At 59.4% G+C, this 25885-nt stretch carries 21 protein-coding genes; 6 read left to right on the top strand and 15 right to left on the bottom strand.

The features are described from left to right. Positions 1-150: 150 nt before the first annotated feature. Complete coding sequence (locus ACNFBR_RS23160) at positions 151-1944, bottom strand: helix-turn-helix domain-containing protein (RefSeq protein WP_416736967.1); 1794 nt, start codon at positions 1942-1944, stop codon at positions 151-153. Positions 1945-2086: 142 nt separating this feature from the next. On the opposite strand from ACNFBR_RS23160, the gene ACNFBR_RS23165 reads away from it, so the two are divergent. From ACNFBR_RS23165 to ACNFBR_RS23175, 3 genes are read left to right on the top strand one after another with little or no spacing between them, the layout of a single operon-like run. Next, entirely contained in the window at positions 2087-2689 is a 603-nt protein-coding gene (locus ACNFBR_RS23165) for an amino acid synthesis family protein (protein ID WP_416736968.1), read from the top strand. A gap of 60 nt (positions 2690-2749) precedes the next feature. Continuing rightward, positions 2750-4222: an NAD-dependent succinate-semialdehyde dehydrogenase gene (locus ACNFBR_RS23170; protein WP_416736969.1), complete on the top strand. Its 1473-nt coding sequence runs from the start codon at positions 2750-2752 to the stop codon at positions 4220-4222. A 21-nt stretch (positions 4223-4243) separates the two neighbouring features. Continuing rightward, a complete protein-coding gene (locus ACNFBR_RS23175) occupies positions 4244-5635 on the top strand; it encodes an aspartate aminotransferase family protein (protein ID WP_416736970.1) in 1392 nt (463 codons plus the stop codon). A gap of 161 nt (positions 5636-5796) precedes the next feature. On the opposite strand, the gene ACNFBR_RS23180 is transcribed toward ACNFBR_RS23175, so the two are convergent. The 9 genes from ACNFBR_RS23180 to ACNFBR_RS23220 form a co-directional block, all read right to left on the bottom strand. Beyond that, positions 5797-6801, bottom strand: a complete 1005-nt coding sequence (locus ACNFBR_RS23180) for a hypothetical protein (RefSeq protein ID WP_416736971.1) — start codon at positions 6799-6801, stop codon at positions 5797-5799. Positions 6802-7047: 246 nt separating this feature from the next. Further along, the gene (gene betI / locus ACNFBR_RS23185) at positions 7048-7686 is read right to left on the bottom strand and encodes a transcriptional regulator BetI (protein ID WP_416736972.1); all 639 of its coding nucleotides are present in this window, start codon (positions 7684-7686) and stop codon (positions 7048-7050) included. Positions 7687-7799: 113 nt separating this feature from the next. Next, on the bottom strand, positions 7800-9242 hold the full coding sequence (locus tag ACNFBR_RS23190) for a purine-cytosine permease family protein (RefSeq protein ID WP_416736973.1): 1443 nt from the start codon (positions 9240-9242) through the stop codon (positions 7800-7802). A gap of 58 nt (positions 9243-9300) precedes the next feature. Then, positions 9301-10485: an iron-containing alcohol dehydrogenase gene (locus tag ACNFBR_RS23195; RefSeq protein WP_416736974.1), complete on the bottom strand. Its 1185-nt coding sequence runs from the start codon at positions 10483-10485 to the stop codon at positions 9301-9303. A 12-nt stretch (positions 10486-10497) separates the two neighbouring features. After that, positions 10498-11988, bottom strand: coding sequence for an aldehyde dehydrogenase family protein (locus ACNFBR_RS23200; RefSeq protein ID WP_416736975.1), 1491 nt, complete (start codon positions 11986-11988; stop codon positions 10498-10500). Positions 11989-12183: 195 nt separating this feature from the next. Beyond that, complete coding sequence (locus ACNFBR_RS23205; RefSeq protein WP_416736976.1) at positions 12184-15357, bottom strand: efflux RND transporter permease subunit; 3174 nt, start codon at positions 15355-15357, stop codon at positions 12184-12186. An 18-nt stretch (positions 15358-15375) separates the two neighbouring features. Beyond that, complete coding sequence (locus ACNFBR_RS23210; RefSeq protein WP_416736977.1) at positions 15376-16530, bottom strand: efflux RND transporter periplasmic adaptor subunit; 1155 nt, start codon at positions 16528-16530, stop codon at positions 15376-15378. A gap of 43 nt (positions 16531-16573) precedes the next feature. Next, positions 16574-16801 (bottom strand): hypothetical protein, encoded by a 228-nt coding sequence (locus ACNFBR_RS23215; RefSeq protein ID WP_416736978.1) that lies wholly within the window; start codon positions 16799-16801, stop codon positions 16574-16576. A gap of 132 nt (positions 16802-16933) precedes the next feature. Beyond that, entirely contained in the window at positions 16934-17374 is a 441-nt protein-coding gene (locus ACNFBR_RS23220) for a carboxymuconolactone decarboxylase family protein (protein ID WP_416736995.1), read from the bottom strand. A 110-nt stretch (positions 17375-17484) separates the two neighbouring features. Between ACNFBR_RS23220 and ACNFBR_RS23225 the strand changes: the two genes are divergently transcribed. Beyond that, on the top strand, positions 17485-18405 hold the full coding sequence (locus tag ACNFBR_RS23225) for a LysR substrate-binding domain-containing protein (protein ID WP_416736979.1): 921 nt from the start codon (positions 17485-17487) through the stop codon (positions 18403-18405). A 52-nt stretch (positions 18406-18457) separates the two neighbouring features. On the opposite strand, the gene ACNFBR_RS23230 is transcribed toward ACNFBR_RS23225, so the two are convergent. From ACNFBR_RS23230 to ACNFBR_RS23245, 4 genes are all read right to left on the bottom strand, one after another. Further along, entirely contained in the window at positions 18458-19207 is a 750-nt protein-coding gene (locus tag ACNFBR_RS23230; protein ID WP_416736996.1) for an amino acid ABC transporter ATP-binding protein, read from the bottom strand. Between the two features lie 11 nt (positions 19208-19218). Then, the gene (locus tag ACNFBR_RS23235; protein WP_416736997.1) at positions 19219-19878 is read right to left on the bottom strand and encodes an amino acid ABC transporter permease; all 660 of its coding nucleotides are present in this window, start codon (positions 19876-19878) and stop codon (positions 19219-19221) included. A 10-nt stretch (positions 19879-19888) separates the two neighbouring features. Continuing rightward, positions 19889-20536, bottom strand: a complete 648-nt coding sequence (locus tag ACNFBR_RS23240) for an amino acid ABC transporter permease (RefSeq protein ID WP_416736980.1) — start codon at positions 20534-20536, stop codon at positions 19889-19891. Positions 20537-20601: 65 nt separating this feature from the next. Further along, positions 20602-21390, bottom strand: a complete 789-nt coding sequence (locus tag ACNFBR_RS23245; protein WP_416736981.1) for an ABC transporter substrate-binding protein — start codon at positions 21388-21390, stop codon at positions 20602-20604. Between the two features lie 287 nt (positions 21391-21677). Between ACNFBR_RS23245 and ACNFBR_RS23250 the strand changes: the two genes are divergently transcribed. Further along, the gene (locus ACNFBR_RS23250) at positions 21678-22118 is read left to right on the top strand and encodes an Lrp/AsnC family transcriptional regulator (RefSeq protein WP_401049735.1); all 441 of its coding nucleotides are present in this window, start codon (positions 21678-21680) and stop codon (positions 22116-22118) included. Between the two features lie 105 nt (positions 22119-22223). Here the strand turns inward: ACNFBR_RS23250 and ACNFBR_RS23255 are convergent, their stop codons facing one another. Further along, a complete protein-coding gene (locus ACNFBR_RS23255) occupies positions 22224-25292 on the bottom strand; it encodes an aminotransferase class III-fold pyridoxal phosphate-dependent enzyme (RefSeq protein ID WP_416736982.1) in 3069 nt (1022 codons plus the stop codon). 143 nt (positions 25293-25435) lie between these two features. On the opposite strand from ACNFBR_RS23255, the gene ACNFBR_RS23260 reads away from it, so the two are divergent. After that, on the top strand, positions 25436-25876 hold the full coding sequence (locus ACNFBR_RS23260) for an Lrp/AsnC family transcriptional regulator (RefSeq protein ID WP_016714074.1): 441 nt from the start codon (positions 25436-25438) through the stop codon (positions 25874-25876). Positions 25877-25885: the final 9 nt, after the last annotated feature.

Raw genomic sequence — 25885 nt, forward strand, 5'->3', positions numbered from 1 at the left:
TCAAGAATGCCGTTGCATTGATTGAGGTCAACTATAGGGACGGTGACAGGCAGGGGTCCTCCTAGGAATGGAGGAATAATCGGTGATTTATTCTCGGTTTAAGAGCAAAGCGGACTACCCCTGGCGCGTTCCCCAAGGGCGCCCTGCCCCTTACCTTTTGCCCAGTTCTGCGCCGGTAGTCAGCTGGTGCAACTGCAGCGCTAGTTCAACGGCGAAACGCCGCTCCGGCGTATCGAAGTCCAGACCGAACAGTTCCTGAATCCGTGCCAACCGGTAACGCAGCGTGGTCACGTGCAAGCCCATCGCATCGGCGGCCAACTGGCTGCGACACCCTGAGCGAAGGTACGCCGCCACTGTTTCGAGGTAGGGCGCGGCGTTTCGCTTGTCATATTCGATCAGCTTGCCCAGGGTACCGCTGACGAAGTGCCGCACATCGGTGGCGTCGGCGGCACCGATGAGCACAGGCAGCGCACCCAGGTCCGGCATTTCGAGCATGCCGCTACGCCCGTAGTCACGCGCCACCCGGATCATTCGCCAGCAGCGCTCCCACTCGATAGCCAAAGGCTCGAGCCCCTCGAAGGTTTCCCCCAGCACCACGATCGGCTCATGGCCCAGCACACGCCCAAGGGCATCGGCGATACGCCGCCCGAACCGCGCTTGCACCGCGACCTGCTCGGCGTCTACCGGCAGCAGGCAGACCAGGCCGCTACCCAGGGTGACCATGTGCATGGGCACCTGCAACTGCTTGGCCAGGCCGGAAACCTGCCGGCTGCATTCGAGCATCAGGTTGCTCCGATGGCTTGCATGACCTGCAAAATCCATGATCAACATGCGTAGCGGCGCCGCCAACGGCAAGCCGAGGCGCCGGGCGCGCGCGAGGACATCCTCCGAATCGCGGAAGCGTCGCTCGACGATCTCGGAAAACAACTCGGTCAGGGTACGGGTCTCGAAACGGTAGCGGATCACGCTGCGCATCAATTGCACACTCAAGGCAAAACAGGCGTTTTCCAATAGCAGCTTGCGCAGGGTGTCGGGCGGCGCATCACCCACGACTAGCAGCGCACCGACCTGTTCATCATCCACCGTCAGCGCTTCGATGTGCGCCGCCAGCCGGTGCTCTCCCTCAAGCGGCAGCATCACCTGACCGTCACGCTGATGCTGCAAGGTGTCGTGAATGTAGCCCAGCAACTCGCGCCCGCCGCTGCCAGCCAGCCAGCGTGTCCATTGCGCGTCATCGTACAGTGCCGGTAAGGCCGAAGCCGAGCCGACCACGTGGCCGGCGGAGAAATCCGCCACCAGTACCGCGCCACCGAGCAACTCGCCCAGGGTGGCGGCCAAGGCTTGCAACGAGTCGCCCGCCAGCACGTTGCGTAACAGCGAACGCTGCGAACCGAGAATGCGTTGCAACTGCTCATTGGCTTCCAGTTGCGCACGGCGCCGATGGGCACGGTCCACGGCGATCGCCCCCAGATCAACCACCGCGGCCATGAAGGTCAGGTCCTCCTCGGCCACCTCCCTGACCGAGCGCGAAATGACGGTGAGCACCATCGGACGTCCTTCAGCATCGCTGCTGGGCATCGGCAGGGCCAGTACGGTGCGGTAGTTGCGTGCCAGGGCGTCACGCCGATAGCCCGGAAAGCGTGTGGTGTGCTGGGCATCGCGGATGTAGACCGGCTCCCCACTTTGCAACGCGATCAGCGAGGGACTGGTCGCCAGTTCCCAGCGGTCCTGCATTTTCTGCGGCAAACGGCTGCTCTCATAGCGCGCCATGACCACACCGTATCCGTGAGCGAGATCGATGCACATCACAGACCCAAGGTCCCAGCCACCTTGCTGGCAGGCTGAGCGGGTCAACTCACCGAGCAACGATTCCAGGTCCTCGTCGGAACTGATCTGGCTCGCCACCCGCCGCAACGCCGTGATTTTTTCTTGTTGTTCAGGCATCGGGTACCCCTTTCACTGATAAGGATTAATCGAATCAGAGGAAAAATAACAGAATCTTGCAATGGTTCGACGGAAGATTCGCGCCGAATCAGTGACTAGCATGGCCTTCAAACCCACATGGCCCACTGTCCTGGAGGCTTTGATGCCCGCTGATATCCGCAAGATCGTGACGTTTATCGAAACTACCCATCAGGAAGGCGGCAAGGACGCCCCCAGGCCGATTACCTCGGTGGTTGTCGCCGCCGTGCTGCGCAACCCTTGGGCCGGCCAAGGTTTCGTCGAAGACCTGAGTCCCGAGATCGTTCGTCTGGCACCCGAGTTGGGCCAAATGATGTCCGCAGCATTGGTGGCCCACCTGCCCAAAGAGCGTGTACAGGCCTATGGGAAAGCCGCGGTGGTGGGCACCAGCGGCGAGATCGAGCACGCCGCCGCACTGATCCACACCCTGCGTTTTGGCGACGTGTACCGCGAGGCGGTGGATGGCACGGCGTTTCTCAGCTTCATCAACACCCGGGTTGGCGCGGGTGCGTTGCTCAGCGTGCCGATGATCCACAAGTCCGAGACAGGTAAGCGCTCGCACTTCATCACCTCCACCTTCCAGATCGCCGACGCACCTGGCCCTGACGAGATCGTCATCGCCATTGGTGCCAGTGATGGCGGGCGTGTCCACCCCCGTATCGGGGATCGATTCAAGGACCTGGAGGACATTGCCGCAGAAAGCAAGCTTGCCGGACATCCCGCATGAACACCTGACGACTGTTCCCCATGAGCAAACCCTCACGCCGGAAAAACCGAGGCAAAAATAATGAAAAATCGTGCAACGGCAGCGTTACAACAGTTGAGTCGTCCCGACCTCCTGGAGCTGCGTGCCTACATAGCTGGGCAATGGATTAATGGCGAAGGGCGCTTGGCCGTCACCGACCCTGCCACCGACGAGGTCATTGCCCACGTCGCCCATTGCGACGAGCACTGGATCGACCGTGCCGTGGACGCCGCCAGCGAAGCCTTCGCCAGTTGGCGTGCACTGCTGCCCGCTCAGCGCGGCAATCTGTTGCGCAAATGGGCTGCGCTGACCCGTGAGCATTGCCAGGACCTCGCGACCATCATGTCGGCCGAGCAAGGCAAGCCCTACACCGAGTCCCTCGGTGAGATCGACTACGGCGCCAACTTCCTGGAGTGGTTCGCAGCAGAGGCCGAGCGCAGCTACGCAGCATCGATCCCTAGCCATCTGCCGGGTAGCCAGCTCACCACCCGGCTGCAACCGATTGGCGTCACTGCAGCAGTCACGCCATGGAATTTTCCGAACGCCATGATCACCCGCAAAGCCGGTGCGGCACTTGCCGCCGGCTGCCCAATGATCATCAAGCCGGCGCCAGAAACACCCCTTTCCGCGCTCGCCCTGGCGAGGCTCGCCGAAGAAGCCGGGCTCCCGGCCGGGGTATTCCAGGTGGTCACCGGTGATGCGCCGAAACTGTCCAGGCAGTTGCTTCAGCGCACCGAGGTGAGGGCCTTCAGCTTCACGGGTTCCACCGAAGTCGGCCGGATTCTGCTGCGTCAGTCCGCCGACACGGTGAAAAAGGTCTCGCTTGAGTTGGGCGGGCACGCGCCCTTCATCGTCTTCGATGACGCCGACGTGAACGAAGCCGCCACCGCGTGCATCGCCGCCAAGTTTGCCACCTCTGGCCAGGATTGCCTGGCCGCCAACCGCATCTACGTGCAGCGCAGCCACTATGACGCCTTCGTAGCCGAGTTCACTCGGCTGGCCAAGGCACTGCGTGTCGGTCACGGCCTGGTAGAGGGTGTGGATATCGGCCCGATGACGCGTGTCAGCGTTGCCAACAAATGCCGTGATCATATTGGCAATGCGATTTCGCTGGGCGCACGGCTGATGTGCGGCGGCCTGGATCACAACCTGGGCAGCAGTTTCGTCCTGCCGACCGTGCTGGCGGACGTCACCGATGAAATGGACATCGCGTTTGAAGAAACCTTCGGCCCGGTGGCGGCGATCCTACCGTTCGACAGCGAGCATGAAGTCGTTCAGCGCGCCAATAAAACCGAGTACGGCCTGGCGGCTTATGTCTACACCAACGACCTGAAGCGCGCGGCGCGCGTATCCGAGCAGCTGGAGTACGGCATGGTCGCGCTCAACACGCCGAAATTCACCGGCGCACCGATTCCGTTCGGTGGCTGGAAACAGTCCGGCCTGGGCCGGGAAGGCTCAAAACATGGCCTGGCCGAGTACATGGAGCTCAAATACGTCTGCGTCGGCGGCCTTTGATCAAATAACAGGAGAACAACCATGGACAAGCAAAAGATCGACCTCATTTCGGCCCAGGATCGTGGCGCGGTACTGCACCCGTTCACCCACCTTAAGGACTTCGCTTCCGGCAAGCTGGGGGCCCCAACAATCGTCGAGACCGGCAAAGGCATCACCATCACGGACGCGACCGGTCGTGAGTACATCGACGGCTTCGCCGGTTTGTATTGCATGAACGTCGGCTATGGCCGCACCGAGGTAGCCGAAGCCATCTCCCGTCAGGCGCACAAGCTCGCGTACTACCACACCTATGCCGCGCACACCACCGACGAGTTAGCGCGGCTGTCCGATCGGCTGGTAAAAATGGCTCCGGGCAAGATGAGCAAGGTGTTTTACGGCCTGTCGGGCTCCGATGCCAACGAAACCCAAGCCAAGCTGGTCTGGTACTACAACAACCTGCGTGGTCTGCCGAAGAAGAAAAAGATCATTTCCCGTGATCGCGGTTACCACGGCTGTTCAGTCGTCTCGGGGTCCATGACCGGCATGTCGTTCTACCACGACTACATGGACCTGCCGGTCTCCGGTATCTTGCGGACCGGCGCTGCGCACCACTACTGGGGCGCCGAACCCGGTGAGACCGAGCAGCAGTTCTCGCAGCGTCGAGCCAACGAGTTGGAGGAACTGATCCTGCGCGAAGGCCCCGACACCATCGGTGCATTCATTGCCGAGCCAGTGCTTGGGACCGGCGGCATCACACCACCACCCGCTGGATACTGGGCAGCCATTCAGCCAATCCTGAAAAAGTACGACATCCTGCTGATCGCCGACGAAGTCATCACCGGCTTCGGCCGTACCGGCGCCATGTTCGGCTGCGACAAGTACGGCATCGAGCCAGACCTGATCACGGTGGCCAAGGGCCTGACCTCGGCCTATGCGCCGCTCTCCGCCTCGATCGTGGGCGAGAAGGTGTACAAGGTCATGGAGGAAGGTGCGGACAAGGTAGGGGCGTTCTCCCACGGCTACACCTATTCCGGTCACCCCATCGGGGTTGCAGCGGCCAATGCGGTGCTGGACATCGTCGAGCAGGAAGACATTCCGGGCAACGCGGCAAGGGTCGGGGAGTACTTCCAGAAGTCCATGCAGGAAACCTTCGGCGCGCTGCCGATCGTGGGCGAGGTGCGTGGCGTGGGCTTGATGGCGGCCATCGAGTTCGTCGCCGACCCACTTAGCAAGACGCGCCTGGACCCGTCACTGAAAGTCGGTGCGCGTATTTCCAAGGCGGCCCGTGATCGCGGCCTGATCGCCCGGGCCATGCCCCATGGCGAAATCCTTGGCTTCGCGCCACCGCTGGTCACCACCCGAGAAGAAGTCGACCGGATAATCGACATTGCTCACAGTGCAGTCTTGAGTGTTATGGGCGAGCTTAAGCTTTGACCTTGATGTGATCGGAATGGTCGACCTGCTATGAGAACTGGCTGAGCCACTGCCCTGATCGATTTGGGCGAAGAAGAAAGCACCGGCTTTCTACTTCGCCCTCGGCAGCGCAAAAGCTGCGCCAAACCCACGCTCCTCGAGTGCAAGCGAGAATTTGAGCGCTACTTCGCGTGCTCCCGCAGCCACTGCTCTCGGTGTCGCAGCTTACGCTGCATCTGTTGCTCAGGTAGATCATAGGCCCTGAGGTGGGCGACCCGAATTTCAATCCGAGCATTCAGTTCAGTGTGAAGTGCCGGCACACCATAGCCGTTTTCGGCATCTCGGATGAAACATACCCGCTCTTCTTCGATTGAGATCACTGAGGTACGCAACCTGGCAAGTTCATGGGCCACCTCGTCCTGCTCGTTTTTCAAGGCCTTTAAGGTCTTACCTGACGCTTTCAAGTCGAAAAACTCAGCCCTATCGCGCTTGGTATCAACAATACGTTGCTTGGTCTGGCCAAATTTCTCACCCATTTGCTCCAGCGCCTTATTCAAGGCGTAGATATCACTGTTGGCCTTGTCGATCTCTTTTTTCACCCGTTTGATCTTCTCGAATACAATATCCCGGTCGCTCTTGGCGCGCCGCAATGAATTTTGGCTAATCCCGAAGATTGAGTATTGGGGAATCTCTCGATCCTTTTTCCCCAGCAAAACCCGACTCCGGTTGGCTTGCGCATACCAGCTCGCAATTTCATCCTTTAGTGCTTGGTGTTCTCCATACAGCTCTTTTTTCTCCTCGTGTAACTCTTCGCGGCTTTCGTATTCGGATGATTTCTCATTCCTCTTCAATCGCATTTCACCGAGCAGCCGATCTTTTTCCGCGTACAGGGCTTCGAGCTCAGCGCGATAGTCGCGCTGAAAGAGGCTTACCAGACGCTTGGCTTCAGCAACTTTGGGGTGCAGCGCTGCGACCGCACCGTCCAGCCGATCACGGGTAGCATCGAATTTTGCGGCCGCCTCATCCTGGACGCGCTTACGGCGCTCGGCTAGATCCGCCTCCATCTCTTGTGTAGGGAATTGATCGTAGGCCTCCGTGACATAGCGGTAACGCTCTGACTCCTCGAAACGCGGCCAGTCAAGGTGAATGCGAACATCGCGACTAATTGAGGCAAGCCATTTAAGCATCAGGGGAAAGCACCTTCACCGAGACGAACAGATACCAGGAAAATGGCTTCCCAACACCCCGGGAGCCGTCGTGATTGCCCTACGCCGATACCCTTTACGAAATCAGCACAGGTGGCGACACCTACGAGCGATAGCCGAGCGGATGGCACTCTTAGGTTTTAGCCTGCCGCCCCACACCTCCCCTAAGCGATGCCCAGGATCTTCAAGTCAGGTCATGCGGCCAATTCTAATTGCCATTGGAATGCGCTAGCCGGGCTGAGCACCAATCAACAGCTGCGCCGTCTGCAAACAGCACTTTTCTGCCTTGCGGGCGCTGAAAGCCCTGTGGTCCAGCGCCCACTCCAACCAGAACCCATCAATCAGCGCGGTGATAATCAGCGCGCTGCCCTTGGCATCCAGCGCCAGGTCCCGCTCGGCCGCGATGGCCTTGAACACCCCCTCAAGCTCCTTGCGATAGTCAGCGTAGAGTTTGCGATTGAGTTCTCGCAATTGCTCGGAAGACACCGCCGCGCTCCAGAAGCCGAGCCAAGTGGTGAGGATGAACTCGTTGAAGATACTGCCTCGGAACGAGGAGCGAATGATCGCGGTGAGGCGCTCCACCGGCGTACCGCCCTGGGTTTCCAGATAACGACGGGTCTCCTCGCGCAACTGGTTGGTGAGCTCCTGATAGGTGGCGAGCATCAGTTCGTCCTTGCTGGAGAAATGATGACCGATCAGCCCGACCGACACCTCGGCCTCGTCACAGATACGTTCGATCGTGGTGCCAGCGTGGCCGAAGCGCGTGATGCAGCGCATGGTGGCTTCGACGATGGCCTTGCGCCGTGTCTCTGGATCGACTCTGGTCCTGCGCTTTCGGGGCTTATCGTTCAGGCTGTCCACGCTCATAGCTGAATCCGCTTCTCTTCTCACTGGAATGGCAAACCCGCCCGGTGCAGAGCACCGGGCGGGGACGCCAATCTAACAAGATTTACCGATACGTGCAGGTGCCGACCTCAACCTCAAGCCGTGGCGCCGTTTTCCAGGTCCTGGTCGAGGCGGCTGACCTGGCTGAGTTCCTGCTGAATGTTCTGCGAGCGGCACAGCCACCAGTAGGCAACCGCCGATACCGCCAGGCCGATCGGCATGCTGATGTCGGCACCGTCCAGTTGCCGCGCCACGTAACCGGTGTACAGCCCAGTGGCGGAGAATGGCAGCATGACCACGAAGCCCACCAGGTAGGCACCAATGCCACGCCAGTTCCAGCGTCCATAGAGGCCTTTGGGCTTGAAAATTTCCCGGATAGAGAACTTGCCGTGGCGCACGACGTAGAAGTCCACCAGGTTGATGGCCGTCCAAGGCGTGAACAGGTACAGCAGGATGGCGAGGAAGTCACCAAAATCCTTCACGAAGTTGTCCGAGGCGGTCATCGCGATATAGATCGCCGCGCCGCCCACCGCAAGCATCGACAGCACACGCTTGAGCAGGGTCGAAGTCTGGGGTTTCACAGTGTCGACGATGCTCAGGAGAGTGATCGACGCGCCGTAGAAGTTCTGGGCGGCACTGGTCACCAGGCTCAGCACGGCGAGAATCAGGACAATCTCGCCGAAACCGTGAAACACCATGTCGCCCAGCAGCACCAGGCCCTTGGCAAGATTCTGCCCAGGACTCAGGGCCGCGGCCAAGGCGCCCAGAAGCATCATCCATACGCCTCCGATCATCGCGCCCAGGTACGTCCACCAGAACGAAGAGCGGACGCTGACATTCGGCGGCAGGTAGCGCGAGTAGTCCGATACATAGATCGCCCAGCTCAACTGGTACGCGGCGGCAACGAAGAACTGCGCAAGGAAGGGCGTAGCCTTGAAGCCGCTGAGGGTCAGTTGCTCCTGCGGCAGTTTCACGTAGACGCATAGGCCGACGGTGAATACCGCCATGACCCCGATCAGCAGGAACGCCAGCCAACGCTGCACCTTGTGGAAGGTGTTGTAGCCGGCAATGGCCATGACGATGGCCAGTATCGAGAAGAGGATTGCCGATGGCTCCTGCGGGGCGTCGAACAGCTCGTGCAGGGTCTGCCCCACCAGCAGCTGGTTGAAGGCGTTGTAGCCAACGTAGGTGACGATGGCCACCACGTACACCAACAGCGCGCCCAAGTAGCCGAACTGCGGCCGCGACTGGATCAGCTGCGGCAGCCCCATCTGCGGCCCCTGGGTGGAGTGCCCGGCCATGAACAGGGTGCCGAAGGCACAACCGAGGAAGATGGCGATGGCAGACCACATCAGGTTGGCACCCAGGCCGATGCCGATGATGCCCACCGCCAAGGTGGTCAGGTGCGCCTCGCCACAGAACCAGATTGGCCACAGGTGCCAAGCCTTGCCATGGCGCTCGGCGAGAGGCACGTAGTCGATGGAACGGGTTTCCAGATTCAGCCGTCCGTTGGCGGAGGCAGTCTTGGGAGCTGACATGGGGTTCGTACCTTTATTGATATTGTTGTGAGCACAGCAAGGTCGTCGCTTCCCGCGACTAGGCCCGTTCCTCATCCAGGGCCAGATGCAGCAGCGATTCCAGGTCTTCGATACTGCTTGAGCGCGGGTTGGTCTGCCGCGCCGGATCGCCCATGGCCTTGCGCGCAATGGCTGGAATGTCATCGCGACGTAGCCCGAGCGAGGCCAGGGAAACCGGGATGGCAAGGCGGTCCAGGCACGCACAGATCGCCTGCTGGAAGCTCTCGAAGTCATCGCCCGCCAGGCCCATGGCGCGGCATACCGGCCCCAGGCGCGGCTCGATGGCCGCGCGGTTGAAGCGCAGTACCCTGGGCAGGATCATGGCGTTGGTCAAACCATGGTGGCTGTTGTAGGTGGCACCCACCATGTGGCTGAGCGCATGAACCAGGCCAAGCCCCTTGAGGAAGGCCACGCCCGCCAGGCACGAACCGATCAGCATGCGTCCGCGTGCTTCGAGATCGTCGCCCTGCTCCACCGTTCGCTCCAAGGAGCCCCAGAGCAGCTCCAGCGCCTGCAGCGCAGCGCCGTCGCAGAGCGGGTTGAAGGTTGGCACGAAGTAGGCTTCCAGGGCGTGGATAACCGCATCCAGGCCGGTCCAGGCCGTCAAGTGCGCCGGCAGGCTGAGGGTCAGTTCGGGGTCGAGGATCACCGCCTGAGGGCGCGCCAGCGGATGCCAGACGCAGCCTTTGATCGCTCGCTCGCTATCGGTGAGCATTGCCGTGCTCTCGGTCTCGGCACCGGTGCCGGCGGTGGTCGGGATGCAGATCACCGGCGGGAAATCGCTGGCGACCAGGCCTTCGGGTACCGGTTTGTCGAAATCGAACGCCCACAACGGCAAGCGCGTCTGCCGGGCCACAAGGGCCACGGCCTTGCCGCCGTCCAGGCCACTACCGCCACCGAGGGCGATGATGCCATCGGCACGCCATTCGCGGAACGCCGCGGCGCCCTTGAGCACTGCCCGGTCACTGGGGTTGGGCTCGATTTCGCCGAACAGCCCGCAGGCCAGGCCCGCATCGTTCAGCAGCGCCTGCAGCTCGGCCACGAAGGGCAGGCGCAGCGAGCCCTGGTCGGTCACGATCAGCGGCCGGGAAATGCCATGCCGCTTGCACAGTTCCACAAGCGCGGTGCGCGCGCCTGGGCCGTACTCGATGGGAAGTGGCAGGGTCCAGCTCTGCCGCGACAGGGGGGAAAGGTTGTCAATCACGGTATTGCACCTTCAGCAGCGGATGATGGTCGACTTGAGTTCGCTGTACTTGTCCAGGGCGTGCACGGAGTTGTCACGGCCATTGCCGGACTCCTTGAAGCCGCCGAACGGGAAGTTCATGTCGAGCAGCTCGTCGTAGCAGTTCACCCACACAGTACCGGCACGCAGGCGTCGCGAGGCATGGCGGATGGCGCCGAGGTCGGTCGACCAGAAGGCTGCCGCCAGGCCGAATTTGCTGGCATTGGCGAGCGCGATGGCGTCGTCCAGCCCATCGAATTCGATGACGCTCAACACCGGCCCGAAAACCTCTTCGCGGGCGATGCGCGAGGTGGCGTCAGTGGCGAAGATAGTCGGTTGCAGATAGTGGCCGCCGGGGACCACCCCACAGTCCTCGCCCCCCAGCAGCAAGCGAGCTTCACGCTTGCCCAGCTCGATGTACTGGCGCACACGCAGGTACTGGGCTTCGTCGATCAAGCTGCCGGTGACGCTGGCCGGGTCAAACGGGTCGCCGGGTAGATAGGCACGCGCAGCCTCCAGCAGTTCAGCGATGAAGGCCTCGGCGATGGGGCGCTGCACCAGCAGGCGCGAACCTGCGCTGCACACTTGGCCCATGTTGCTGAACACCGCGGCCGCAGCCGCCTGAGCCGCACGGCGCAGGTCCGGGCAATCGGCCATGACGATGTTCGCCGACTTGCCGCCCAGCTCCAGCCAGACGCGCTTGAGATTGCTATCCGCCGCATGGCGGCTGATCTGCCGGCCGACAGCGCCGGAGCCGGTGAAGGCCAGGCAGTCGATCTGTGGGTGCAGGCTGAGCAGGCGACCGGTCTCGCCATCGCCGGGCACCACGTTGAAAACGCCCTCGGGAACCCCCGCCTCGCGGGCCAGGCCGGCAATGCGCAAGGCGCTCAGCGGGCTCTTCTCCGAAGGCTTGAGGATCAGGCTGTTCCCGGCGGCCAGGGCCGGGGCGAACTTCCACGTCGCCATCAGCAGCGGGTAGTTCCAGGGCACTATCGCCGCCACCACGCCGACCGGCTCGCGCGTCACGGTGCCGAGGAACTGCGGATCGCAGGCGGGTACCTCGCCGGTGACCTTGTCGACCAGCTCGGCGAACCATTCCAGACAGTAGATGGAACTGGGGATATCCACCGCCGTGGTATCGGCGATGGGCTTGCCGGTGTCCAGTGTCTCCAGCAGCGCCAGTTCTTCGGCATGCTCCCGCATCAGCGCAGCCCAGCGCAGCAGCACGGCCTTGCGTTGGCGTGGCACCAGGTCGGCCCAACCACCGCTCTCGAATGCCCCACGGGCGGCAGCCACGGCGTGATCTACGTCAGCCCGACGGCACAATGCAACTTGCGCCAGCTCGCGGCCATCGATCGGGCTACGCACGGCAAACGTCTCGCCATCGCTGGCCCCCACATAGGCGCCGGCGATGAACGCACGCGCCTCCATCACCAGGTCGGTGCTCCGTCCACGCCAATAGACGGCATCTCTGAGTTGCGACATGCGCATCCCCTCATGTTGTTTTTGTTCAGGCCCGGGGATGCTATGGCATACTGAAAATCTATTCAATAGAGTATCGGGCCGCTATTGAATTTATTTTCAATAAATCGACAGGTGACCGATGGCTGGAGCAACGCCACAGCACTGTTATCTGCTTACTCGATGTGAAAAAATTCCTTTCGCCAGATCCAGCGGGCATCACGCCAGGCGCTGCGCCTCATGCGCCGGCATGCTTGAAGGATGGTCGGGGATGGTTGCGCCTAGCTTCCTCATCACCACATAGAACACCGGGGTCAGGAACAGCCCGAAAAGGGTCACGCCGAGCATGCCGCCAAAGACGGTGACACCTGTGGCGTAACGGACCTCACTGCCCGCTCCGCTGCCAATCAAAAGCGGTACCGCGCCGGCAATGAATGCCACCGATGTCATCACGATGGGACGCAGACGAAGCCGGCAGGCTTCCAACGCCGCTTCAATGGTTCCCCGCCCCTGCATCTCCAGCTCCCGCGCAAACTCGACAATCAGGATTGCGTTCTTGCACGCGAGCCCCATCAGGACCACCAGGCCAACCTGGACGAAGACGTTGTTGTCACCGCCCGCGATCCATACCCCCACCAGCGCGGCGAACATGCAAACCGGCACGATCAGGATGACCGCCAGTGGCAGCGTCCAGCTCTCGTAAAGCGCGGCCAATACCAAGAAGGCCAGCATGACGGCGATCGGGAACACGATAACGGCCGTATTGCTCTGGGTGACCTGCTGATAGCTGAGATCTGCCCATTCCAGCTCAATGCCTCGTGGCAGTGTGCGAGCGGCGATTTCCTCCAGCTTCTTGATCACCTCGCCAGAAGACATGACCTTAGGGTCCGCGTCGCCGATCAAATCCGCAGCCGGGTAACCGTTGAAGCGCATCACCGGGTCGGGTCCAAAGGCCGAGGCAATGTTGACCACGGCACTTAATGGCACCATGTTCCCTTGAGCGTTGCGTACACGAAGGTTGCCTACGTCTTCTGCGGTTTGCCTGAAGCGTGAGTCGGCTTGAGCAATGACACGGTAAACCCGGCCGAACAGGTTGAAATCGTTTACGTAAACAGACCCCAGATACGTTTGCAGCGTGTCGAAGATCGCCGGCAGCTCAACCCCCTGAGCTTGCGCCTTCACTCGGTCGACCTTGACCTCCAGTTGCGGGATGTTGGATTGATACGAGCTGACGGGGAAGGTCATCCCTGGAGTGCTGGCGACCTCGGCCTGGAATTTTTCCAGTGCCTGCTGCAATGCCGCGTATCCCAAACCACCTCGGTCCGTTAAAAACAGCGAATAGCCGGAGCCGTTACCGAGGCCTTGGATGGGCGGTGGCAGCAAGGCATAGGCTGCGCCGTCCTTGATGGCAGCGAATTTGCTGTTCAGCTCGGCATTGATGTCCGCGGCACTGCGGGTGCGTTCACCGAAAGGTTTGAGGATGACGTAGGCGGTCACCAGGTTCGGGGTAGCGGTGTTTTGCAGCGCGTTGGAGCCGACATACGAGTTGGCAAAGTCCACACCCTCCACCGTCGAGGCGATCGCAGACATCTCTCGGGCTACCGCGTCAGAGCGGGAAAGCGATGCACCCGGGGGAAGCGTCGCGCCGGCGAAGAGATAGAGCTTGTCCTGGCTGGGAATGAACCCGGTCGGGATGGTGTTGAACAACAGCCCGGTCACCCCTAAGAGCGCGGCGTACACCAGAAAAACCAGTCCCTTGCGTGGCAGCAGCCTGGCGATGCTCCGTTCATAACGTTGCGAACTGCGGTTGAAGAACCGGTTGAAGGGGCGCAGCAGCCAACCAAGCGCAAAATCCATGCATCGCGTCAGCCTGTCCTTCGGGCTGTCGTGGTGACGCAGCAGCTTGGCTGCCAGCGCCGGCGATAGGGTCAGGGAGTTAACCGTCGAAATCACCGTCGAGATCGCGATGGTGACGGCAAATTGCTTGTAGAACTGCCCTGTCACACCACTCATGAAAGCCATCGGGATGAACACGGTGCACAGCACCAGACCAATCGCCAGGATAGGGCCTGATACCTCCCGCATCGCCTGATGGGCAGCTTGCAGGGGTGTCTGACCTAGCTCGATGTTTCGTTCGACGTTTTCCACGACCACGATCGCGTCGTCGACTACGATACCGATCGCCAACACCATGCCGAACAGAGTGAGCGTGTTGATGGAGTAGCCGAGCAAATAGAGGAACGCGAACGTTCCCACGATCGAAACTGGCACTGCGATCAGCGCAATGATCGATGCCCGCCAGGTTTGCAGGAAAATCACGACCACCAGAACGATCAGCGCCATCGCCTCGAACAGCGTGTGCTGCACGGCGTTGATCGACTCGCGCACGAAGACTGTGGGGTCCCATACACTGACGTACTTGACCCCTTCCGGGAAGTCTTTGGACAAAGCGTCGAGTTTCGAATACACCTTGTTGGCGACGTCGATTGCGTTGGCCCCGGGGGTTAGGAAGATCCCGACTGCAACCTCCTGACTTTTGCCTCGGAATACACGCATCGTGTAATCCCCCGAGTCCAGCTGCACCCGGGCAACGTCGGCGAGCCGGGTGATCTGGCCATCACGCCCGGTTTTCAGGACGATGTCAGAGAATTCCTGCTCGGTCTTGAGCCGACCTTGCACGTTTATGGAAATCAGAAAATCGGTGTTCTGGGGCGAGGGTTCGGCGCCGAGCTGCCCGGCGGATACTTGAACGTTCTGCTGGCGGATAGCATTGATGGCGTCCTGTGCGGTAATACCACGCGCGGCGAGCTTGTCTGGGTCAAGCCAGATCCGCATCGCATAGTCGCCGGAGCCGTAAAGCACCACGTCGCCGATCCCCGGAATACGCGCCAGCTCATCCTTCACGTGCAGGCGAAGGTAGTTGCGCAGGTAAAGGGCATCGAACTTCTCGCTGGTGGAGAACATGTCCACATACATCAGCGGTGTCGGGGATTGTTTCTGCGTGGTGATGCCATATTGGCGCACCGTTTCAGGCAGGCGAGAAAGCGCCTGGCTTACCCTGTTCTGTACGCGAACCGCCGCCGTGTCTGGGTCTACCTTGTCGTTGAAGGTGACTACGACCTGCAACGTGCCATCGGAGCTGGCCACCGACTTCAGATAGACCATGTCTTCAACCCCGTTGATGGCCTCCTCCAGGGGAACAGCAACCGACTCGGCAATCTCTTTAGGGTTCCCGCCCGGATAGGTGGCCTTCACCACCACGGTAGGCGGAACAACTTCTGGGTACTCACCAACAGGCAGCAGCGGGATTGCGATCAGCCCCGCTGCAAAAATGACAATCGACAGAACAATCGCAAAGATTGGCCTATCGATAAAAAACTTAGAGAAATCCATGAGACAGGCCTTCGCAGGTTATTTCAAGCTTTTATGCGTACTGGACACGTTCATTTCAGTACTTGCTGGGACGAGAAGATTGGGTGAGACCGCCATGCCGGAGGCATAAATTTGCTGAAGACCGGAAACTATCACGCGCTCGTTATTGTCGAGGCCTGCGGCGACCACACGCTGCTGCCCAACCAACTTGCCGGGCTCGATATACCTTTTTTCAGCCTTGCCATCGCCGCTCAGTACGTAGACATACTTTTTATCTTGATCACTCAAGATGGCGCGTTCAGGCACCAGTGTTTGCACCTGCGATTCACCCACTGACAGTTCTACTTTGGCGAAGAGCCCTGGCACCAGCAACCTGTCTGGGTTCTTCACCGTCGCCCTTGCGCGAATGGTGCCTGTTGCAGCGTCCACCTGGTTATCAACGAACGAGAGTTCCCCTTCATAGGGAGAGTGTTCGTCATTTGCCAGTCCGACGCGCACCTGTGTACGTTGAGAGGCCTTCAAGCGTTCTTGATAGTTCAGGAAGCTTTGTTCATCCGGGTCGAAGTAAACATAGACCGGGTCCTGCGACACCACCGAGGTGAGTACAGACTGGTCCGCGACGGCCAGGTTGCCGACCGTGAGTTGTGCCCGACTTGTCCGGCCATCGATGGGCGATCGAACCTCGGTGAACGCCAGATTGAGAGCCGCTGTCGTCACCTCGGACTCAGCAGCATGTACCTCAGCAACGCCCTGTTCGTAGGCTGCTCGCTTCTGCTCAGCCTCCTCCATCGATATCGCATGGCTCTTGATAAGCTGCTGCGCTCGCTGATTTTGTTGCTTGACGAAAGCAAGTGAAGCCCGTGCCCGCTCCAGCCGGGCTTGCGCACTCGCCAAGGTAGCGCGATAGGGGCGTTGGTCAACGACAAACAAGAGGTCGCCTTTGTTGACCTCGCTGCCTTCCTTGTAAGCGACCTTGGTGATGTAACCACCGACTCTTGGCAGCACCGATACCGTTTCCATAGCCCCGATGCGGCCATTGAAACTGTCCCAGGGTTTCACGGGTTGAACGGTTACACTAACAACATCGACAGCGGGAGGATTGGCTGGCACTTCCAGCGTGGTCTCTTTGTTACATCCAGCGATCAGCGAAATTGTAGCAACGAAGCCAGTTGCAATGAGGGCGGGAGAGCGCACGGATTGATCCTTTTCACTAAATGGCAAATCGATTCGCCGTGGTTTATTCAGCAATCATTCCAGCGCTGACAGAATCGTCACCCACCTGCAGCGAATCTTTACTCGCCTGATGATCCTGTTGTTCGCGCTCCGCTCGCGCCTTTGCTTGTTGAGCAAACATCGCCTTGTTTCGTTCCTGGAAACGCTTCGCCGCTTCTGCACCGTCAGCGGCATGTGCAAAAAAAGGCAGTACTATCATGAGTGCAGCACAGGTTTTGATAATGTTTTTCATATTGACTCCGTCAAAGAGCGCGCACAGACACGCGCAAAACGTTAAAGATTTGATTCGAGTGGGGGTGTTTGAAAGTTCAGGCTGGGAGGAAAGTCGCTGTGTAGTGTCAAACACCCGAATTCGGATGGGGGATTACTTTGGCTGCATGGCGAAACCGACGCCGAAGCGGTTCCAGGCGTTGATGGCGGCAATCACAAAGGTGAGCTCGGACAGCGCTTGCTCGTTGAAGTGAGCTGCAACCTCTTGGTAAATCTCATCCGGTGCATGCCTCTCTGCCACCAGGGTGAGGGTTTCAGTCCACAGCAACGCAGCACGTTCCTGGGCATCGAAAAACGGTGTTTCTTTCCAGGCACTGACAGCCATCAGACGGCGTGGGGTTTCACCTGCTTTCAGCGCATCGGCGGTGTGCATGTCGATGCAATAGGCACAACCGTTGATCTGCGATGCACGAATCCGCACCAGCTCTCGCAGCGATGCCGGCAGAATGGATTGAGAAGCGGCCTTTTCCAGCCCCATCATGGCTTTCATGGCTTGTGGGGCTGCTTCGTAATAATTGATACGTTTGGTGCTCATCACGATTCTCCAGTTGGTTCGCCACCGCTCGGTGGGATGAGCAAACTGTAGTGAAACCGTGATTTCGGATAAACTGGGTGCAATCGTTTTGTTTGTACGGAAACCGCACAATGGCATTGGACCGTTTGGAGGCGATGCGGGCGTTTTGCCGCATCGTCGAAGTGGGCAGTTTCAGCGGTGCTGCAGACTCCCTGTCGCTGGCAAAAACAACGATCTCAGGCCAAATCCAGGCCCTGGAAAATCTGCTTGGAATCAGGCTGCTGCATCGTACAACGCGTAAAGTTTCACCCACACCCGAAGGGGCCGCCTACTACATCAGAGCGCGTGCCGTGATTGACGATGTGGACGAGCTGGAGGCTTCGACTTCGCAAAGCCGAAATGTCGTGCGCGGGCGGGTTCGCATTGAAATGCCCTCCCCTGTCGGAATCTTGTTTGTGGTCCCTGCCCTTTCCGAGTTCGCCTCGACATTCCCCGAAATCCATCTCGACATCGGCTGCAGCGAGCGTGTCGTTGATCTTGTTCAGGAAGGTGTGGATTGTGCGATTCGTGGTGGAACCATTACTGATCAGGATTTGGTGTGTCGGCCTATTGGCCAAATGCGGTTTTGCTTCTGCGCATCCCCCAGGTACCTGGACAGTGTCGGCATCCCCGACACCCCTTGGGACCTGCCAAACCACAAACATTTAGGGTTCAAGTTTCCTGCAACGGATAGGCGTTTCGTGCCAACCCTCACACGCGGGTCAGACAGTTTCACCTTGGATCATCAGCCATCCATGTACTTCAACAACGGCAGTGCAACTGCCGCCGCCGCGGTCTCCGGGCTAGGTGTTGCCTTCCTTCCAACGGCCGAGGCCGTGCCGCATTTCAAAACGGGTGCGCTGGTGAGGGTCTTGCCTGATTGGCAGATGGCGAGCATGCCCCTTTCCATCGTCTACCCCTACACCCGCCACTTGTCAGCAAGGGTACGCGCCTTTACCGATTGGGTGACCCTGTTGATGGCCAGCGATCCGCTATGGTCGTTGTCGGACTGATTGCTGGCTCAGACGAGGCGACGGATCGATTGCGCCGAGCGCCTGCAATGTCCTAGCACTGATGCAGATGTTTTTTCAAGAAAGCCCGGGTGCGGTCCTGCACGGGATTGCTGAGGATCTCACTCGGTGCACCCTGCTCCACGACCACACCGCCGTCCATGAACACAATCTGATCGGCCACCTCACCGGCGAAACGCATCTCGTGTGTGACGATGAGCATGGTCATATGTTCGGCCGCCAGTTGCTTCATGACCAGGTTCACTTCTTCGACAAGCTCGGGGTCTAGTGCCGACGTCGCCTCATCGAACAACATCACCTTGGGTTCCATGGCCAGTGCACGGGCAATGGCAACCCGCTGTTTTTGCCCCCCAGACAAACGCGATGGGTACTCGTCGATCTTGTTAGCCAACCCAACCTTCTGCAAGTACTCCAGGGCCAACGCCCTGGCCGCACTTTTCGAATAGCCTTTTAACTTCACCGGCCCTATCGCGATGTTTTCACAGACGGTGAGGTGCGGAAACAGATTGAAGTGCTGAAACACCATGCCCATCTGTTGGCGCACCTGGTTGATATGCTGTTCGAAGGCGCGGCCTTTCAAGGGCCGGTTGACCTGGTCGCCGTCAAGCCACACCTCACCACCATTGAGCACTTCGAGATGATTGATCGAGCGCAACAAGGTACTTTTACCCGAACCACTCGGCCCAATGATGGCGACGATCTGCCCACGCGACACCGACAGGTCGATACCCTTGAGCACCTCAAGGTCACCGTAGGCTTTACGGGCACCTTTCACTTCTACCATAGCGTTGCTGTTCATCGTGACATCTCGACTTTTGCTTCAATAAGATGCAACCCAGCCTCGAGCACCAGGTTGGCCACGTAATAGATCACCGCGACGGCGAGGTAGAACTCAAACGGGCTATAGGTTTCGCTGACCGCCAGTTGGGCGCTGTAGACGAGTTCGGCAATACCGATAATCGACACCAGCGAAGTGTCCTTGAGCAACACGATGAGGTTGTTCCCCAGTGGCGCAATGGTTTTTCGCAATGCCTGCGGAACAATGATGTAGCGCTGTGTCATCAGCTTGCTCAGGCCAATCGAGCGCGCGCCTTCTATCTGGCCTGGGTCAACCGACTCGATCCCGGACTTGATCACGTCGGCGTTGTAGACCGCAAAATGCAGGCTAAGCCCGATCACCCCGGCAACCATCGCCGGAATATCGATACCCACTTGAACCAGCCCGTAATAGATCACATACAGTTGCAGCAACAATGGCGTGCCCATCAACAGCCAGGTTACGAAGCGCACGGGCAGTGCCATGGCCTTGGGCGCATACAAGTCAATCAGGGCAAACAGCACACCCACTGCCAGGCTGATGACACTGGAACAGAGAAACATTACAACCGTCCAGCCCAGGCCAGTCGCCAGCATTTCATAATAAGGCGTGATGACGCTCAGGTTTAATCCTTCCACTGACAAGCCCTCACTTGGTCGCGTATCGCCGATCCAGCACTTCCACCACATATTTGACCGCGTAGACCATGACGATATAAAGCAACGCCGACACCGTGAAGATTTCGAACGGTTTGTAGGTTGAACTGATGAAGCGCTGCGCGGTGTAAGTCAGTTCAACCACGGAAATGGCCGACACCAGGGCAGAGCCCTTGATCAGGCCAATGGCATTGACGCCCAAGGGCCTGATCATGAGTTTGAGTGCCTGGGGAATGATGATGAACAACAGCGTTTGCCTGCGGCTGAAACCAATCGACCGTGCACCCTCCTCCTGGCCAGGATCGACATTATCGATAGCACCGCGAATGGACTCGGACATATACGCCGCGATGTTCATGCCCAACCCGATCACCGCCGCGGAAAATGGCTCAAGTTCAATGCCTATTTGTGGCCCGCCAAAATAGATGATGAACAACTGTACCAGGCAGGGTGTGCCGCGAAATACGCTGACGTAGATATTCGCCACCCAGCGCAAGATAAAGACTGGCGATAACCTGCACGCCACCAAAACGATTGCCAGGAGCAAGCCCAGTAATAATGACAGCAACGAAATCTGCACAGTTACCCAAGCGGCTTCCATGAAGTACGGGTAGGTGCGATGGATCAATGACAGGTCCATAAAAACCACTCACAAAATTCAACCAACCCGGCCCGACCTATCGGCCAGGCCACTGCAGGTGTGCATCAGCGAATGTCGCTACCCACCCATTTCATGGAGATTTCTTTATAAGTGCCATCGGCCAGGATCTCGTCCAAGGCCTTTTGCAGCTGGGCCTTGAATTCAGGGTTGTTCCTGCGAATGGCAATGCCCAGGCCTTCGCGACCACCCTGCTCGTCCGGCAGGCTGATGATACGTACTTTCTGCCCGGTCTCCTTTACCGCAACCATGACCGGAATGCTGTCCATAACGACGGCATCGATACGCCCGGCATCCAAGTCCACCAGCATTTCTGGCAAGCCTTTATAGGTGCGCACTTTGAGATTGCCGCGGGCACGCGCCCATTTGTCATGAGAATCGCCCAGCGTCACGCCAACGGTGACATCCTTGAGGTCATCAAGGACCTGGATCGGAGAGTCTTCCTTGACGCCGATGGTACGACCGGCATGGTAATAAGGCCCGACGAAGTCAACGGCTTTCAGGCGCTCGGGCGTAATGGTCATCGAGGCGATGATGGCGTCATACTTTTTGGCCAGCAGCCCGGCAATAATGCCGTCGAAGGGTGTGGTAATAATTTGTAACTTCACACCCAAGCGTTGGGCGAGTGCTTCACCCACGGAGGCGTCGAAACCGACAATTTCATTCTTTTCATTGGCAAAACTGAAGGGCGCATACTGGCCGCTCATGGCCACGCGCAGTACGTTTGATTCTTGAACGGTCTGCAGATCATCGGCTTGCGTTATGCCATGAGAGAACAATGCAGCCGCTGCCACTGCACTGGATACAAGTAGCATCCTGGTTTTTCTTGCCAGCATCGAGGCACTCCTTTGACGTTTCTATTTCTTATTGTCTTGGGCGCTGAGGTCCCTACCTGCACAGTGAGCTTTGCACACTGATACTTTGAAATCACCCTGCAATGTGCGTGTTCGAATGGCACTTTGCCGGAATCGACCGACATAATGCCGGCGCTACTTCGACCCGTGAAAATACTGGAGTAGTGTCTTGCCATGCACCCACAACAAGCAAGCTTTCGGTTGGCCTGCCTCCTGCACTTTTCCGGGGCGGCCGGCCATTTATCGGTGATCAGGCGGGAGTGTCAGCTTTGCGCGAACTAGACATCAAAGATCGGGAAATCCTCGACATACTTTCCAAGGAAGCACGCGTGGCACTCAAGGCGCTGGCTGCCAGAATCGGCCTGTCGCGAAGTGCTACCAGCGAGCGGGTCTTACAGCTGGAGCGTAGCGGGGTCATTCGCGGATATCGTGCGGACATTGGTGAAATCGATGCCAATGTAATCCGGGCGATTATCCTGGTGGCACTAAAACGGACACCGGCACTGGGGCTATTGGACTTGCTGGCACAGAATGCTCAGGTGAAACGGGTTTCGTCTGTCAGCGGGCAACTCGACCTCGTAGTCGAGGTCGAGGCGCGGACGATTGATGATTTGAACCGGGTGCGAGACGCCGTAGCGTGCCATGACTCTGTCGACGACATCACGACGGCAGTCGTGCTACGGCGTGATATCGACCGCCAGAAGGCCTGAGTTCGCACTGTACCTGGGGTAGGCGCTGCCTTGCGCTGCGAAGAGACCATTACAGCCGAAGATGCTGTTGCGCCTTACCGGCCTCTTCGCAGCACAAGGCTGCTCCTACAGGTTCTGCGTTTGCCCTGCCATCAGCGCTGCGCTGAAGCTATCTTTCAGCACTTCGAGAAGGAAGTCGGCATTGGCCCGGGTGAAGATCATTGATGGGCGCATCTTCAGCACGTTGTCATGCGGGCCCTCGGTGCCGATCAACACACCGCGCTCCCTGGCGCCATCTGCAACTTTCCTGGCCAATGCCGTGGCCGGCGCCTTCGACTTGCGGTCAGTGACCAACACGACACCGAGGAACAGACCCAAGCCACGCACATCACCGATCACGTCAAATTGCTGCTGCAGCTTGCGCAAACCATCGAGCAGGTAATTGCCGACGTTCAAGGCATTCTCTTTCAACTGGTCGCGCTCGATTGCATCGAGCACCGCCAGGCCAACCGCGCAGGACACGGGGTTGCCAGCGAAGGTATTGAAATACTCCATGCCGTTGTCGAAGGCATCGGCAACTTCGCGCGTGGTCACCACCGCCGACATCGGGTGACCGTTGCCAATCGGTTTGCCCATGGTGACAGCATCCGGCACCACGCCCTGAGTCTCGAATGCCCACCAATGGCTACCCACGCGGCCAAACCCGACCTGCACTTCATCGGCCAGGCACAATCCACCTTCGGCGCGAACCATGGCGTACACCTGCTTGAGGTAGTGTTCGGGCAGGAACACCTGCCCCGCCACGCTGGGGATCGACTCGGCAAGGAAGAACCCGGGCCTCTTGCCTACCTTGCGCATGGCATCCAGTTGCTCTGCTACCGACTCGGCAAAGCGCTTGCCGTGTTCCTCCACTGGCCAGTGCTCGGGGGCGTAGTAGCTGTCCGGGACCACCGCCTCGTAAACATGCGGCGCCCGGCCCTTGCCGGCCTTGCGTTTGTACTTGTAAGGGCTCAGGTCGATGAGCTCTTGCGTGGTGCCGTGGTAGGCCCAGTCCAGCACGATCGCCTGGTCACTGCCGGTGTAGTTGCGCGCCATGCGCAGCATCAGGCTGTTGGCTTCACTGCCCGAACAGCCAAAGGACGCAACGCAAAGCCCCTCTGGCAAAGTGCCGGTCAGGCGTTCGGCGTATTCGACGATGTTGTCGTGAAGGTAGCGGGTATTGGTATTGAGTCGCGCAGCCTGACGGGTCAAGGCTTCGACCACGTCGGGGTGGCTATGGCCCAGGTGGCAAACATTGTTGAAACAGTCCAGGTAGGCCCGCCCGAAGTTGTCGATCAGCCATACGCCATCACCACGCACGAACTTGATCGGGTCGCTGTACGAAATGGACAGGTTCGGCAGCAGCAATTCCTTGCGCTTGGCAATGATCTGGGCCTTGGTCATGCCCTGCTGGTTATAGGTCTCTGGTGCAATACCGGCCAAGGTCGAGGCATCCGGGAACAGGTCTGCCCACACTTCGCGGTACTCTGGTTCACCAACGCCAATGACCTCACTCGCGCTGAGCTGGGTATCGGTGGTCATCTGCAGATGCAGGTGGGGGATCCAGCCGCCATTTTCCTTATCGGTGCCCATGTAACCGACCAGGTCGCCAGCTTCGAGCTTGTCACCCACCTTCAAGCGGCCCAGCGCCTCATGGGCCATGTGCCCCCACAAGGTCAGAAATGGCGGGCAACCTTGCGGAGCGTGCTCGATCATCACCAGGCCTCCATAACCCAGAGGGTCTGGTTCTACCTCGACGCTTCTGACGGTGCCGGCCACCGGTGCGTACAACGGCGTACCTGCCGGCATCACCAGGTCGACTCCCACATGCAGGGTGCGGCGCTGCCCCTTGATGAAGCGGGACTCGAAAGCACTGTCAGTGTAGATGGTACGTAACTCGCCCCATGGGCCGATGGCCAGCGGCACTTTGTTGGCGGCGGAGAACTCATCCCACCAGCGGGTGGCATCTGCAGGGCGCTGCTCGGCCGAGGCGATGGTCATCTCGTGGCTGGCGTCGCCGAACGGTGCGATTACCTTGTCGAGAATGGCGGCTGACGGGCGCACCAGGTCGGCGAACGATTTGCGGTTATCGGCAATCCAGCGGCGGACTTCGCCTGCACCGTCGATGGCATCGAAACCACAGGCTTTACGCAGGATACCGGTGGCCAGCCGCGGGTTCATCGAATCAAGCTGTTCCAACAGGCGCCAGGCAGGTGCCTCACTGATCGCCAAGTAAGGATTGTCGTCGGTCTGATCCTGCCGAGAAGCAGAGAACGTGACGCTGATCACCAGGCGCATGGCTATCAGGCTGAACAACACATCGAGTTCTTGCGCTTGCAGCGGGTACTTTTCATTGAAGCCGGCCACCAGCGCGGCCGCGGCGCCAATCGGGTCGTCCATGTCGAGAATGGCGTAAGCGCTGGCGATCGCGACCTCGGCAATCAGCACGCTATGCACTGCATCGCCAAAGTCGATGAAGCCGGTCACGGTGCTGGTGGTTTCGGCGTCGACCAGAATGTTCCAGTCGTTGGCGTCGTTGTGGATGACTTGGGCCCGGAGGGACGCCAGCCTGGGCTGAACACTGTGCTCGAACTGGCTGATGAAACGCTCGGCAATGGCTCGTCGCTCGGGGTTTTTGATGTGGTGAAGACGCGAACGGGAGCGCGCAGCATGGCGCAGATCCCAATCCAGGTCACGGACTGCGCCTGGGTGCATGAAACCCTGGAGGGCGCGGTCCAACTCACCGAGTGCCTGGCCAAAGTTTCTCATCAGTGCGAGGGAACGCCTGGCCTCGGCCAGTGGCGTGCCGGCCAGCCAACTGACCAGGCGTACAGCATGCTTCTCACCTGTGGCGCTGGCCACGGACGGCAAGTAGTCGCCAGCCACGCTGGCGCGCAGGTGAGGCACACGCAAATGCGCGCCATGCACGGCCAGGTGATCGAGCAGCGCGGTTTGAAACTCGCTTTCTACCCTGGGCTCGCTGGCATTGATGATTTTCAGGATCCATCCTGCTTCGAGGCCAGTCTCCAGCCGATAATTGCGATCACGCTCCCCATCGAGAGGCGTCGCTGTGCCGGTGACGTTGAACAAGTCTTTTGCGAGGCCCTCTGCATCGCTTGCCGAAAACCGAGGTGCCGGGTGGGAAAGGTCTGTCATATCATCACGTTCCGAGCGAGCAAATTGTTTTTTCAATAGCTTGTCATGCACCGCCGAAACCGACACCCTGCATACGGTCGGGGTCGACAGGCATTATGCCGGTTCCGACCGGCATAATGACGGCGAGCTGATTGGGTGGTGCAATGCGTGAGCTGGACGCAAAAGATCGTGAGATTCTTGAAGTACTTTCGAAGGACGCGCGCATTGCGCTAAAGGCATTAGCCGGCCGCATAGGGCTTTCCAGAAGCGCCACTACCGAGCGCGTAGCCAACCTTGAACGCAGCGGGATCATTCGTGGTTATCGCGCAGACATCGGCGAAATAGACGCCAACGTGATACGCGCGATCTTGCTGGTGACGTTGCAGCGCACGCCTGCCATGGGGCTGCTCGACCAGTTGGCAACCGACGCCCGGGTGCGCCGGGTTTCCTCGGTGAGCGGCCAGCTTGACCTGGTGGTTGAAGTGGAAACCCGGACAATCGACGACCTCAACCAGGTACGCGACAACGTGGCCCGTCATGAATCAGTGGATGACATTACCACCTCGGTAGTGCTGCGCCGCGATATCGACCGCCAGGGCGCCTGATGGTCGGCT

This window comes from Pseudomonas sp. NY11955, from assembly GCF_048068035.1.
GTDB lineage: Bacteria > Pseudomonadota > Gammaproteobacteria > Pseudomonadales > Pseudomonadaceae > Aquipseudomonas.